Annotated in this window: 12 protein-coding genes; 11 read left to right on the top strand and 1 reads right to left on the bottom strand. The window is 40.6% G+C overall.

Annotated features, from left to right (window positions below; genetic code table 11):
* Positions 1 to 49: 49 nt before the first annotated feature.
* The gene (locus JYB65_RS06015; protein WP_206581681.1) at positions 50 to 607 is read right to left on the bottom strand and encodes an N-acetylmuramoyl-L-alanine amidase family protein; all 558 of its coding nucleotides are present in this window, start codon (positions 605 to 607) and stop codon (positions 50 to 52) included.
* A 383-nt stretch (positions 608 to 990) separates the two neighbouring features.
* Between JYB65_RS06015 and typA the strand changes: the two genes are divergently transcribed.
* From typA to JYB65_RS05960, 11 genes are all read left to right on the top strand, one after another.
* Positions 991 to 2,862: a translational GTPase TypA gene (gene typA, locus JYB65_RS06010; RefSeq protein WP_206581680.1), complete on the top strand. Its 1,872-nt coding sequence runs from the start codon at positions 991 to 993 to the stop codon at positions 2,860 to 2,862.
* Positions 2,863 to 3,043: 181 nt separating this feature from the next.
* The gene (locus tag JYB65_RS06005; protein WP_206581679.1) at positions 3,044 to 3,850 is read left to right on the top strand and encodes a DUF368 domain-containing protein; all 807 of its coding nucleotides are present in this window, start codon (positions 3,044 to 3,046) and stop codon (positions 3,848 to 3,850) included.
* Positions 3,851 to 3,948: 98 nt separating this feature from the next.
* Positions 3,949 to 6,801 carry an HD domain-containing phosphohydrolase gene (locus tag JYB65_RS06000; RefSeq protein ID WP_206581678.1) on the top strand — a complete coding sequence of 951 codons (2,853 nt, stop codon included), beginning with the start codon at positions 3,949 to 3,951 and terminating at the stop codon, positions 6,799 to 6,801.
* Positions 6,802 to 6,868: 67 nt separating this feature from the next.
* Complete coding sequence (locus JYB65_RS05995) at positions 6,869 to 7,579, top strand: undecaprenyl diphosphate synthase family protein (protein ID WP_245156580.1); 711 nt, start codon at positions 6,869 to 6,871, stop codon at positions 7,577 to 7,579.
* A 170-nt stretch (positions 7,580 to 7,749) separates the two neighbouring features.
* Positions 7,750 to 8,832, top strand: a complete 1,083-nt coding sequence (locus JYB65_RS05990) for an ABC transporter substrate-binding protein (protein ID WP_206581677.1) — start codon at positions 7,750 to 7,752, stop codon at positions 8,830 to 8,832.
* Positions 8,833 to 8,969: 137 nt separating this feature from the next.
* Entirely contained in the window at positions 8,970 to 9,794 is an 825-nt protein-coding gene (locus JYB65_RS05985) for an ABC transporter permease (protein ID WP_245156579.1), read from the top strand.
* The gene (locus tag JYB65_RS05980) at positions 9,794 to 10,588 is read left to right on the top strand and encodes an ABC transporter permease (protein WP_206581676.1); all 795 of its coding nucleotides are present in this window, start codon (positions 9,794 to 9,796) and stop codon (positions 10,586 to 10,588) included. The genes JYB65_RS05985 and JYB65_RS05980 overlap by 1 nt, the downstream gene beginning before the upstream one ends.
* A 2-nt stretch (positions 10,589 to 10,590) precedes the next feature.
* Positions 10,591 to 11,595 carry an ABC transporter ATP-binding protein gene (locus tag JYB65_RS05975; protein ID WP_206581675.1) on the top strand — a complete coding sequence of 335 codons (1,005 nt, stop codon included), beginning with the start codon at positions 10,591 to 10,593 and terminating at the stop codon, positions 11,593 to 11,595.
* 44 nt (positions 11,596 to 11,639) lie between these two features.
* Entirely contained in the window at positions 11,640 to 12,560 is a 921-nt protein-coding gene (locus JYB65_RS05970) for a carbohydrate kinase family protein (RefSeq protein WP_206581674.1), read from the top strand.
* Positions 12,561 to 13,550: an ADP-ribosylglycohydrolase family protein gene (locus tag JYB65_RS05965; RefSeq protein WP_206581673.1), complete on the top strand. Its 990-nt coding sequence runs from the start codon at positions 12,561 to 12,563 to the stop codon at positions 13,548 to 13,550.
* Between the two features lie 21 nt (positions 13,551 to 13,571).
* Positions 13,572 to 14,366 carry a mechanosensitive ion channel family protein gene (locus JYB65_RS05960; RefSeq protein ID WP_206581672.1) on the top strand — a complete coding sequence of 265 codons (795 nt, stop codon included), beginning with the start codon at positions 13,572 to 13,574 and terminating at the stop codon, positions 14,364 to 14,366.
* Positions 14,367 to 14,416: the final 50 nt, after the last annotated feature.

Below are 14,416 nucleotides of genomic sequence, written 5' to 3'. Positions count from 1 at the left end.
TTATAGTGGTAGTGTATCATAAGAACTTCCTATAAAGCAAGAAATTCCATTAGGCATAAGGGATGATGAAAGGAATCCCAAAATACTGTGTAAGAGACAGTACCAGATTGCGCGCAGTCGGATCAATGCTTTCTGCTATCCAAGTGGCGTCTTGATAGTTGTCGTGATAAGCTAGCTCTAACAGTATTGCCGTTGCTCTTGCTCGTCGCAACTCGGCCAAAGTGGTGTTCGGTATGACGGTTACTAAATCCGGATGCGGATAGATGCTCGTCAGATTTTTGGCAAAAATATTGGCTGCTTTTTCGCCTTCAGTACTGTAAGCATAATAATACACATCAGGCCCCTGCAGAATCCCGGAGATGTTTTCCGGAGAAGAATTGGTATGAAGGGCAACGTGCAAATCGTAATCTCCTACATTTGATTGATCGATAACCTGAGATAACGAATCATTCGGATTATTTCGAGTAAAAGCGATATTGCTAGCTCTTAGATAAGGAACCATGGCATCCGCTATAAGATTCATATAATATTCTTCGCTTCCGCCGATAATATATTCGTTATAGTCTTGGACGGAAGGACTTAAATATACACTAGGACTTTTTTCCATTGTTATCCTCCTTGCAGATTTTTCCCCAATACGGAAATTTACTGAGAAACAAAAGAGTTGTTAGTCATTAAACATAATATTTATAATATGTAACAAAAGAGGAACTGGTGAAAAGTTCAATAGGATATGGGTTATGGCAGGAGCATCTATTTCATAGCGTATCAAAAATAAATAGTTACTTTATGCTATTTATATGATATAATATTACGGTTCGAATTTTGGACATAACATTTATGGAAAACCGCCAGCAAAGTGATACATTTTATACCAACGGCGGGCTTTTTCATTGACCAATAATGATTACCGACAGAACATGTGTCTCCGCCTTGAAAAGGAGAAGGACACACTAAGGATCGGTTCCATATAGAAAGTAGGATAGAAAAATGGCAAAGAAACAAAAGATTATTAACATTGCGGTTATCGCCCATGTTGACGCAGGAAAGTCCACGCTGGTGGATGCATTCTTAAATCAAAGCGGCGTATTTCGTGCAAATGAAGAAGTGGTAGATTGTGTAATGGACAGTGATGATATCGAAAGAGAAAGAGGTATTACGATTTATTCTAAGAACTGTTCGGTTATGCATGATGATGTAAAAATTAATATAGTGGATACACCGGGACATGCAGACTTTTCGTCAGAAGTAGAGCGGATTATGAAAACGGTGGATACCGTTATACTGTTGGTAGACTCTTCGGAGGGGCCTATGCCTCAGACAAGATTTGTATTAAACAAATCGTTAGAGAAGGGACTGAATCCTATTCTTTTGATTAATAAAATCGATAAAAAGGATGCGCGAATCGATGAAGTTGTAGATGAAGTGTACGAACTGTTTATGGATTTGAATGCAAATGATAAGCAGCTTGATTTCCCGATACTCTACGGAATTGCCAGACAGGGGATCGTTGTATATGATCCTGCGGATGTAGCGGACATTGAAGTGGAAACCGGAGACCAGAAGGTAGAGAAGAATCCACAGGGTGGAAAAGGAAAAGATATTACGCCGTTATTTGAAACGATTATCAAGCATTGTGAGGCTTATCCGGATCTTACAGAAGAGCCGCTCCAGTTGCAGGTTTCTACTTTAGGATATGATGATTACATCGGAAGATTAGGAATTGGGCGTATCACCAAGGGAACCATAAAAACCGGACAAGCGGTTGCTGTTGCGAAAGCAGATGGAAGCCTGGTTCAGCGCAAGATTAATCAAGTCTTTGTGTATAGAGGACTGAAGAGAATTCCTGTGGAAGAAGCGGAATGCGGCGATATTGTAGTAGTAGCAGGTATTGCCGATATCTCCATTGGTGAAACAATAACGGTTAGCAATGACCCGCAGCCGATGGAAATGATCCATATTGAACCGCCTACGCTTTCCATGAACTTTATGGTTAATAAGTCACCTTTCGCCGGTAAAGTCGGGAAATATGTGACTTCCAGACATATTAAGGAACGATTGGAGAAGGAACTGGAGGTAAACGTTGGACTTGTTGTAGAAGAAACGGATTCCACGGATGTTTTCAAGGTTTCGGGCAGAGGCGAATTACATCTTTCCATCCTAATTGAAAATATGAGACGTGAGGGATATGAATTAGCGGTTTCAAAGCCGGAAGTTATCATGCACCGTAATGAGCACGGCAAGAAGCTTGAGCCGATGGAAGAGGTCATTATTTCGGTTCCGGATGAATATAGCGGCAGTGTTATAGCAAAGTTGAACATACGAAAAGGGATCATGAAGGAAATGTCCGGCGATAACGGGTACTCAAAGCTGGTTTATTTGGTTCCGACCAGAGGCCTCCTAGGCTATCGAAGTGAATTTATTAATGACACACGAGGGGAAGGAACGATGGTTCGTCGTTTCGACAGCTTTGATGAATATAAGGGTGAGATTCCGCAGCGAATCAATGGTGTAGCGATTGCTCAGGAGGCAGGAATAGCAACGGGATACGCACTGTTCAATATCCAAGAACGTGTTCAGATGTTCCTTGAACCCGGAACAAAAGTGTACGAAGGCATGATTGTAGGGATGAACAGCCGAAATGATGATATGGTAGTGAATCCTTGCAAAGCAAAGAAAGCGACCAATATGCGTGCATCGGGCAATGACGATGCGATTAAACTATCTCCTCCTAGAGAATTTACGCTTGAGGAAGCGCTTGAATTTGTCAATGATGATGAACTGGTTGAAGTGGTTCCGGATGATATACGGCTTCGAAAGAAGGTCTTAAACGAGCTGGAACGACGTCGCTCCGGCCGATAAGGCAAGAGAATTATAAAAAATAGAAAGAACAAGAGAGTAGCTCTATCAGGAGTTAAACCTTGTTCTTTTTTCTGCAATTATTTAGGTTTAATATTCTTGTATAATATTATATAATAAAACAAGATATAAAAATAAGTTAGTAAGGCTTGATATTATATACTTACATAAGGGGAGCATCATTTTGAAAGATAGGATTGGGGTAAGATTTGTTAAAGGCTTTATTATTGGGGCATCCATGCTGATACCTGGAGTTAGCGGAGGCACCATGGCCATTATACTTGGAATATATGATGATTTAATACACGCAGTCAGTTCACTAAAACAGGACCTAAAAGCAAATGGATTGCTATTGCTGCAATTTGGATTAGCAGGGGCAGCGGGTATTGTTGTTTTATCAGGGCTCATGCTTGATGCGGTTACCGCTTGGCATAAACCGATGATGTACTTATTTCTAGGTGCAATTATCGGCAGCATTCCGCCTTTATATAAGAAAGCCACTATTGATAGAGTGAAGCCCCTTAATGTTGGTGCAGTGGCTGTGGGCTCCGGAATTGCCTATTTTATTACGATGTTCCCTGAAAATATGCTGCAATTAGCGACAGGCGCCTATTGGATTCATTTCCTTGTGCTTTTTATTGCAGGAATAATTATCGCAATAGCCTTAGTGTTACCGGGAATCAGTGCATCTTACGTACTTTTAATGCTGGGGATGTATGACTTGACGCTGAAAGCAATAAGAATTTTCGACTTGAAATATTTGATACCTCTGGCAATCGGTGTAGTAGTAGGAACTTTCTTGACTGCCGGAGTGATAGAACGGGAGATGAAGAGGCATCCTCAGTTTACCTATATGTTAATCATCGGCTTTATGTTGGGTTCCTTGCTGGAGGTCTTTCCGGGCGTACCAAATCGATCGGAACTGTTAACCTGCATCACTACCTTTATGCTTGGATCTGGTGTGATTTTATGGATCGGGAAGGGCAAATGAGCTTTTGTATAAACGGATTGCAAAAAGTGAGACCGCCTTTTCAACTGTAGGCGGTTTTGTTATAGATGGATGTTCAATAGGCAGTATAGGGTATAGATATGGACATAAATAGTTTATTTTCAGCATTTTCATTAATGGCGGTATGTATTTATATGTATATCGGCATTTTTACATATAGACAGGCCATCGGGTCTACTATCCATGAGGTGTTTCTTTTGTTATGCACAAGCTATGCTATTTGGTCATTTGCTTATGCTTTTGCGTATGTTTCAACCGATAAATATGTCTTTTGCTTCTGGAACAAAATATCTGCAATCGGATGGTGCAGCTTCAGTGCTCTTATATTGTTTTTGACCTTGTTAATTACAGAAAATAATATCTTGAAAAAAAGAGGGATTAAAAGCCTGTTATTCTTTCCTGCTTTTGTATTTTTCTTTATGGCAGTTTTTTTGTTCGGTGAAGGCATTCATACGCCACGCCTTCTATCAAACCTATTTTATATCGGGAATTTTTTATATAATTTTATTTATCTCCTAGCAAGTATTTATTTATTTTTTATTTGGGGACGGAAAACAGACAGTCTAAGAATAAAAAAGCAATCTAATATACTCGTTTTATCGAGTATCATTCCATTTACACTGAATTTATTGACACAAGACATTCTTCCAAGGTTTGGCATAGACAATGTACCACTGATGGGGCAATTATATTCGGTGATTATGATCTTCGGCACTTATATTGTCATAACAAAATATAATTTTTTAAAGCTTCCGGAAAAATTTATTCTAGAAGAGGTCACAAAAGAAATACTGGATATGGTAATCATTGCGGATCATAAGGGGACGATTATTCGAGTTTCCCAGCATACGCTGAATATGATGGGGTATGAAGAAAGTGATCTGTTAAAACAAAATATTGAACAAATCTTTGATGGTGAGAATAAGAAAATTACCATCGATCAAATGAAACAACGAGATGATAAATATGATCAAATTAATTTATTAAAGAAAAACGGAGAAAAGATTCCGGTAAACATTTCTTGCAAACGAATTTTCAATAGTAATGTACGAGAACTGCTAGGGTTTATTTTAGTAGTACAGGATATTAGTTTACTTTATGAACTTCAACAGAATAATCAAAAACTAAAGAAATCGGAGGAGAACCTTCGCAGCATTATAGATAATAATCCTATGTCCATACAAATAATAGATGGCGAAGGACATACCAAGAAGGTGAATGATGCATTCATAAAACTTTTTGGTTCTATTCCACATCCAGATTATTCTGTTTTTGATGATATGCAAATAAAACAACAGGGACTCCAAGAGTTGATGGACAGGGCTAAAAGCGGGGGAGTTGTATATTTTCCGGATTTTTTTTATAACGCACATTTAGAAAGAATAGAATTTCGAGATACGCCTATCTGGATTCGGGCTATTATCTTCCCTATCTTCAAAAATGGTCTTCAGACGGAACAATATGTGGTGATGCATGAAAACGTGACGGAACGCAAAAGGATGGAAAAACAAATATTTAGTGAAAAGGAACGTTTGAAAGCTACTTTATTATCTGTGTACGATGGTGTTATATCAACGGATAAGAATGGAACGATTGAGTTAATGAATGGAGCCGGAGAAAAGATCACAGGATGGCGCCAAGAGGAAACCATAGGAAAGTCGCTGGAAGAAGTTTTTCACATAGTAGACGAGGTGACAGGACAACGGTGCGAGAATCCGGTTCTTCATGCCTTAAAAACGGGAAAGGTCATGGAGATCGATAGCAGTAAGATGTTAATTTCGAAAAATGGTGTTAAAAAATCGATTGAAGATAGCGTTGCTCCTATTAAAGATGAGAACGGCAACATCAGCGGAGCAGTATTAGTTTTTAGAGATTATACGGAAAAAAAAGAACGGCAAAATCAAATCGAATATCTGAGTTACCACGATCAACTTACAGGCTTATATAATAGAAGATTTTTAGAGGAGGAATTAAACCGCCTGGATGAGGAAAGAAACTTCCCTCTTTCAGTGGTTATGGCTGATGTCAATGGATTAAAGCTGATTAATGACTCGTTTGGTCACCATATGGGTGATGAACTATTAAAGAAAGTCGCAGAAATTATAAGAAACGGATGCCGGAAGGAGGATATCATAGCCAGACTTGGCGGGGATGAGTTTATCGTACTTTTGCCTAAGACAGATACGCTTGAAACGGAGAAGATTATTAAAAAGATTAAAATCTTAGCAGATAAAGAGAAAATAGAGGGGATTGATATTTCTATTTCTTTTGGCTACGAAATAAAACGAGATAAAAATACGAAGATGCAGGAAGCTCTCAAAAAAGCGGAAGATCAGATGTATAAAAAGAAATTATTTGAGAGCCCAAGCATAAGGGGGAAGACCGTACAAACTATTATCAATACGTTACATGAAAAAAATAAAAGAGAAGAACAGCATTCCCATAGAGTCTCCGCGTTATGTAAAAGCATGGGCGCAGCACTACAGCTATCTGAAAATGAGATAGAAGAATTGAAAACAGTCGGATTACTGCATGATATCGGCAAAATTGCTATAGAAGAAAACATATTGAATAAGCCCGGAGGCCTTTCAGAAGACGAACGGAAACAAATGATGCGGCATCCGGAGATCGGCTACCGAATTCTTAGTACCGTTCATGATATGTCTGACATAGCAACCTATGTATTATACCACCATGAAAGAATAGACGGAAAAGGATATCCCAAAGGATTGACAGGAGATCAAATTCCTCTTGAATCCAGAATTATCAGTATTGCAGATTCCTATGATGCAATGACCAGTGACAGAAGTTATCAAAAGGCATTGAGCAAAGGAGAAGCGATAATGGAATTGCAAAAAAATGCAGGAACACAATTCGATTCGGAGCTTGTCAATCTATTTATTGAAAAGGTTTTGAAAGAAGAGATCGGATAAGCCTATGTGAATGACTTTGCCAATATTTGCGCATACTAACTTCAATATATATCGAGGTGATGGTGTGATGATGGACAATGTAATAAACTTTAAAACCGCTGAAGGAATAAGGCAGGACCTGCAAGAAAAAATAGATCATTTAACGTATGAGCAGGAGATCCCCAAATTTAAGAGAATACCTAGGCATGTCGGGGTCATTCCGGATGGAAATCGACGGTGGGCTCTAAATTGCGGACTTCAAAAAAAGGATGGATATAAGTATGGACTTGATCCAGGGTTTCACTTGTATGAACTCTGCAAAGATCTCGGTGTAGAGGAACTGACCTTGTACGGGTTTACGGTCGATAACACGAAACGACCCGCAGATCAAAAGGTCGCTTTTCAGCAGGCTTGTGTAGATGCGGTATTACAGCTTACGGATAAAGATGCAGAACTTTTGGTGGTGGGTAATGCGGAATCGCCCTGCTTTCCTGAGGAATTAAAACCATTTTTAACAAGGACTAAATTTGGGTCGGGAGGAATAAAGGTCAATTTCTTAGTAAACTATGGCTGGGATTGGGACTTAATGCATGAGGATGGCTTAGCCTCTAAGGATATTTCAAGAATGGACATCATCATGCGCTGGGGAGGGCATCGCAGATTAAGCGGATTTTTACCGGTTCAGTCTGTATATGCTGACATTTTTGTGTTGGAAGAATATTGGCCTGAGTTCACCCCGGAACAATTTTTTAGAGGATTGAAGTGGTATCAGGACTTGGATCAGACCTTAGGAGGATGAGACTATTTGCTAGGGAAGACGATGCCATGGTTTTCCATTTTTTCTAGTTGATTTTACCATTTAATAATGCTATTCTACAGATATACACGTCCAATTCATATGTATATACACGTGAATTGGACTTATTGTTGAAATGCATTTTGCATTTAGGCATTTAGGAGGAAGAAAGAATGAGATTCAAGAAGTTATTAGTGATTGCATTGACTCTTTCACTAACGTTGTCCATGGCGGCTTGCGGTTCGAGCCAATCTTCGGAAGAAAAGAAGACGGACGGTGAAAAAACAAAACTTTATGTTGTAAACTGGAAGGACTACGGCTCCGATGATAAGGAATTTATCCAAGCCTTCGAAGAAAAGTATAACTGTGAGATTGTAAACACGTATATGTCCAGTGAAGAAGAGCTTTTAACAAAGCTTCGAACTGCCAAAGAAGGTGAAATAGATGTATGTCTGCCAAATTGTACGATTTTACCGGCAGCAATCAAAGAAGGTCTTTTGACTCAAATCGACACAGCCAAGCTTGAAAACTTTGACGGAATGTTTGATCGATTTAAGACTCAGAAAGAATGCTTCGATGGTGACAAGATGTATGCGGTTCCGTTTGTATGGGGATCAACCGCCATTGCATATAACACAGAAGCTATTAAAGAAGCACCTAAAACTCTTGCGGCATTGTTTGATAAAAAATATGCTGGAAAGATAGCGTTCAGAGATGACTACAATGATGCAGTGATGGCAGCAGCTATCGTTTTAGGACAAGATCCTAACAATCCGTCTGATTTAGAGGCCATCAAGTCAAAGCTGATTGATCAGAAACCATTGAATCGGACTTACTGGAAGACCGGCGATGAGTTCTCCAAGTTATTTGCCGGTAAACAGATTTCAATCGGATTAATGTGGTCCGGACAGGCTGCATCGATGAAGCAAGCAGGAGAACCAATTGCATTTGTTGTACCGGAAGATGGCGCAATCGGATGGGTAGACAATTGGGCGATTGCAAAAGGAAGTAAAAATCAAGAGCTCGCTTATCAATTTGTTGATTGGATGATCAGTAAAGACTTCCAATATAATTGGGCTTCAAAGGGTGGTCCTGCCCCTGTAAGCCAGGCTGCTGCAGAATCCATTGATCCGGCATATGCCGCATCCGCTGCAATGGATGAAGCATCTTTGAATCGTTTATACTTCATGGAATATAGAAGCGATGAAGTGAAAAACACATGGAATGAACTATGGACTGAGGTAAAGGCGCAATAACATTTAATAGGAATATTGGAAGAGGGTGACTGAAATTTTAAGCACCCTCTTTTCTTGCAATTATGGTATACTGTCTTTTATAAAAGAAACTTCTTTTGCTATTAAAAGATATTCAGGACATACCGGAGGAAGGAAATTTGAAAAGAAATAATAAAAAATTACTGACATTGCCCAGCATGGCCGTTCTATTGATTTTTGCAATCTTTCCGTTGTTTATCATGTTGGCCTATAGCTTTCAGAGTGATACTGGAATCGGCTTGACCTTAGAAAATTACACTCGTTTTTTTACGAAGACGTTTTATTTAACGCTAACAGGCAGGACGATTTTTAACAGTGTGATGGTGACGGCAATCAGTTTGATTATCGCGTATCCATTGGCGTATATCATGGCAAAGCATTTAAAAGGTCTGAAAAATATCGTCATGATACTGCTTATTATCCCCTTTTTTACAAATCAGCTCGTTCGTGTATATAGTTGGTTGATTTTTTTACAAGATGGCGGCGTTTTTGAACGTTTTTTAAATTCGATAGGACTTATTGATGGCACGCTTGGATTGCTCTATACAAGAGCTGCGGTCATTATCGGACTAATTCATGCGTTCTTTCCGTATATGGTCATCACGATTTATATGGCGCTGGAGCGATTAGATAATTCATTGCTAGAGGCCAGCAGCTCGCTGGGTGCTTCTAAGCTTACTACCTTCAGAAAAATCATTTTTCCGATGTCGATGCCGGGAGTGGTGACCGGAATTATGATCGTATTCGTGCCTTGTTTAGGAACTTTCGTGGAACCTCGAATTTTAGGCGGGGTGAACGGGACGGTAATCGGGACGGTGATCGAGGATCAATTTTTTGAAATTTACGGCTGGAATTTCGGTGCTGCAATAGCCTTCCTATTATTGGCTATGGTATTAATCAGCATGGCAGGAATCAGCAGTTTAGGCAGGAGGGTTGATTCTTAATGAAAAAAAATATTTTTATAAAATTATATGTATTGCTTACCATCCTGTTTTTATATACGCCGATAGCGGTACTGATGGTGATGGGCTTTAATCAAAGCCGATACAATTCACTTCCTTTCCGGTTTAGCTTAGAATGGTATAAAGCGTTGGCACAAAATACAACACTGCTGAATGCTGCGACCAATTCTTTTTACCTTGCTGTTACAACAGGATTGATTTGCGTGATATTAGCTACACTGTTTATCCTGGGTATGAAGTCGCTGTCTCATAAGACGGAAGGATTGTTTCGAAATATGATGATGATGCCGATGAGCATTCCTTGGCTCATTATGGGTTTGTCGATGCTATTGATGATCCGTTTTCTGGATATGGAAAAGAGTCTGTTTTTTGTGGTGATTGGTCATGTCGTGATATCTTTGCCGTATGCGATGCTGGTCTTACAGGCCCGAATCCAAGCGATGGACCCGGCCTTGGAAGAAATGAGTGCATCCTTAGGGGCCTCGACGATAACAACGTTCGGCAGAATTATTTTTCCGCAGTTGGCACCGGCAATGGTGGCAGGAGGTTTCCTTTCATTCATGATTAGTTTTGATAATTTTGCAATCAGCTATTTCTTGATGCCTGCAGGAATTTCATCACTGCCGATCGAGATTCAATCATCGATTAAATTTGGATTTACCCCGGAAATCAATGCGATTTCAACCATTATTATCGGCATATCGTTGATCTGTCTTGCAGTAGTGGGAATCATCATGGGCTCCAGCTTGAAAAGTGTATTGGGAGGTAATAAATAATCATGGCAAAAGTTACGATAAAAGGACTGACAAAAATATATGGCGAAAATACGGTAGTCAACCGTATTAATTTAGAAATTCCGAACGGAATGTTGGTTTCCATCCTCGGACCTTCCGGATGCGGAAAAACCACGACGCTTCGAATGATTGCGGGCTTTGAGCAACCGGAAGAAGGAGAAATTTATTTCGATGAGGAACGAATTACCGATATAGGCGTCAATAAAAGAAATATCGGAATGGTTTTCCAAAGCTATGCTTTATTTCCACATATGACGGTGGCTCAGAATATTGCCTATGGCTTGGAACAACGAAAATTTTCGAAGGAAAAGATTCATGAAAAAGTGCAAGCTGTCCTTAAGCTTGTTCACATGGAGCCCTATGCAGATCGAAAGCCAAAGCAGCTTTCAGGAGGACAACAGCAGCGAGTGGCTCTGGCAAGAGCCTTGGTGATTGAACCGAGGGTGCTGCTGTTGGATGAATGCTTAAGTGCGCTGGATAAAAAACTTCGTGTAGAAATGCAGGCAGAGCTCCGTAAGATTCTCGAAGAGACCGGCGTTACAACTTTCTTTGTTACCCATGATCAGGAGGAGGCGATGACCCTTTCGGATTATATTGTGGTCATGAATAATGGACTTATTGAGCAGATCGGAACTCCTTTTGAGGTTTACGAAAGGCCCAAAAATCAGTTTGTCGCGAGCTTCCTTGGAAAAGCAAATTTCTTTAAAAAAGAGAGGCATTTTGACAACGGGGAAACTGACCTTGCTGAAATTTTTGCTGTGCGGCCTGAAAAGATAACCGTATCTAAGGAAAAGAACGAAAAAAGCTTAAAAGTTGGAAAAGTGGACTTCATCACATACTCGGGGAATATTACGACCTATGCTATAGAAGTAGAGGGAAGTCAAGTTTTAGCAGAGATACAGAATGCTTCTGCAAATGAAGAAATCGTAAAAGGGGATATGGTGCATATCGGATGGGAACAAGGGGCACAAATACCATTGGAAGTATAATCGGAATATGACCATAAATCAAATGAACAGTGACGGAGACTTGTATGATAGAATGTGTAATATTTGGCGGACTGCTTTTAGATAAGTATTATGAGATCGAAGCTTTGCCTGAAAGAGGACAAGATGGCTTCATAACGAATGAATTTGATTGTGTAGGCGGCTGTTCCGTCAACATGGCAGCTACTTTTAATAATTTAGGCGGAAATGCACATATTGTTTCCTATATAGGGAGCGATGCCACCGGAATGGCTATCCTAGACTATTTGCAAGAAAACCATTTTTCGACTCGCTATGTGGTTCAAAAAAACGGTCAGACGGGTTATTCTATGGTATTTTTAGAACCGAACGGAGAACGGACTTTTTTGACGAAGGCAGGGTTAGAACTGGACTTTACCCGGGAAATAATAGCCGATCGGTTACATGGAATACAGTTTGCAGCCGTAACCGGATATTTTTTGTTAAATCCGGCTGCTTCGGTGATTTTAGATGTACTCGAAGAATTCCATGCTGCCGGCGGAACAATTCTCTTTGATCCAAGTCCTATGGCACATGCGATTGATGCGGAAATATGCCGGAGAATACTGCATATCAGCCGTATTATAACGCCGAATACCAGTGAAATCGGCTGGCTGGCAGCTTCTGTAAATCCAACGGGAAATAGTCCTTCGGAAGAAGCGGTACAGGCTTGGCTGGATGAATTCATTGATGCGGGAAATACAGTTGTCCTGAAAAGAGGTTCACAAGGCGGCTCTGTTTATGACAAGAGCGGTGCTTTCGATTATGAAGCGCAAAAAGTGAAAACAGTCGATACTACCGGCGCAGGAGACAGTTTTGCGGCAGGGTTGATATATGGAATTGCAGAAGGCCGAGAGCTGCGGGAAGTGATACGTTTAGCGGTTCGGTGCGCGGCGGTTACAGTCGGAATCAATCGTCCGCATGGATTTTGGAAATTGGAGGAAAAATAAATGATAGATCGAGCATACGGTGCTTTAGTAGGAGGCGCAATCGGCGATGCAATGGGCATGCCGGCATCCTTTTTTACGAGAGATAAAATGAAAAAGACGTATGGGTACATTCATGACTTTGTGACACCGGAAGCAGAAGAACAACGCTACCACGGAAACTTACAGGCAGGGGAAGTGACGGATGATACCATGGAAAGTGTTATTATCAGTGATATCTTAATCCAACATAAGGCGTTTTCGAAAGAAGCGTTCAATGAGGCGATGCGAACGTGGGCAATCGAACAGAAGATGCTGGAGACTACCGTAATCGGACCTTCCACCAGAAGATATTTGACAGCGCTTATGGAAGGAAAGAATCCGGAAGAAGGCTCTGGATTAAGCCAAACCAACGGAAGTGCAATGAGAGTTGCCCCAATAGGTGTAAGGTATTGGAATGACTTTGAAAGCTGCATGAAAGCCGCGGCAGAATCTTCATTGCCAAGCCATGGAAGCCGGCCTTGTGTTGCCGGGGCCTGTGCGGTAGCGGCAGCAGTGGCAGCCGGTGTGCATGGAGGCTTTACTCCTGCGCAAGTGATGGAGAAAGCCTATGAGGCTGCTGTATATGGCGAACATATAGGAAACGATATACCTGCGCCGATGGTTTCCAAAAGAATTCTCTTGGCAAAGAGAATCGTAGACGAAAACAAGCCGAGGGGGATCGAAATGGTTCTGGATGAGCTGGTCGGTATAATTGGTGCCGGTATGTTTGTTCATGAATCCGTACCGCTTTCTCTAGGTGTATTTTATGCGGTGGAAGGCAATCCGGAGAAAGGAATCCCTGCCACCGTCAATTGCGGTGATGATGCGGATACAAACGGCGCTATCTGCGGGAATATCTGCGGCGCTTATGCAGGTGCACGTGCGATTCCAGCGGTTTGGAAGGAAAGAGTACAAAAAGTCAGCGGAATTGACTTTTATCATACGGCGGAGAAATTAATCTCCTTAAAATAGTAGATAAAGATGGAGGAGATTATGTCAGAAAAAGCAATGAACAACCTGATGGACATGGGAGTGAAATTCGGCGAAGCCCTGCTTGTTCTAATCATAGGTTATATCTTGATTAAGATAGCATTGGCTGTGACAAGGCGCGCGCTGAGCAAGACGCCTTTGGATGAAGCATTGCATACTTTTATCCAAAATTCTATAAAAGTTATTTTGTGGGGACTTCTTTTATTAACAGTTTTAAGTGCCTTAGACGTGAAGATATCGGCATTTATAGCAGTACTCGGTGCAATGGGTGCTGCGGTTGCTTTAGCACTTAAAGACAGCTTGGGAAATATTGCCGGGGGAATTATTATTTTAGTGACGAAACCGTTTAAAAAAGGTGACTTTATTGATATTACAGAAGTGGCCGGTATGGTAGAGGAAATCGACTTACTGTATACGATGCTTAAGACTGCTGACAATAAGGTTATCAGTGTGCCAAACGGTAAAATTACAACTGCTGTGATGATCAACTATTCCACGGAAGAGCTTAGAAGGGTAGATTGTCAATTTAACATTGGGTATAAAGATGATATGGCTCATGCGAAGGATGTGTTGCTGGCGGTGGCGAAATCCAATGGGGACATTCTCTCGGAACCGGAATCTTTCGTAGGCGTGGCAGGGCAGACAGAAAGCGGAGTTCGGATAGATTTAAGGGTATGGTGTAAAAATGAAAAATATTGGGATGTTAAATATTTTTTGGAGGAGAATGTAAAATCGGCCTTTGATGAAGCCGGCATCTCCATTCCACAATCGCTCTATCTGGTTACAAAAAATAACTAAATTGAAATTTTCTTTAATAGATGATAAAATAAAATTATCATATTAATGAA

It is taken from the genome of Clostridium aminobutyricum (assembly GCF_017255415.1).
GTDB lineage: Bacteria > Bacillota > Clostridia > Peptostreptococcales > Anaerovoracaceae > Aminipila > Aminipila aminobutyrica.
Note: the sequence above shows the minus strand (reverse complement) of the source record. Positions and strands in the feature narration are given on the sequence as shown.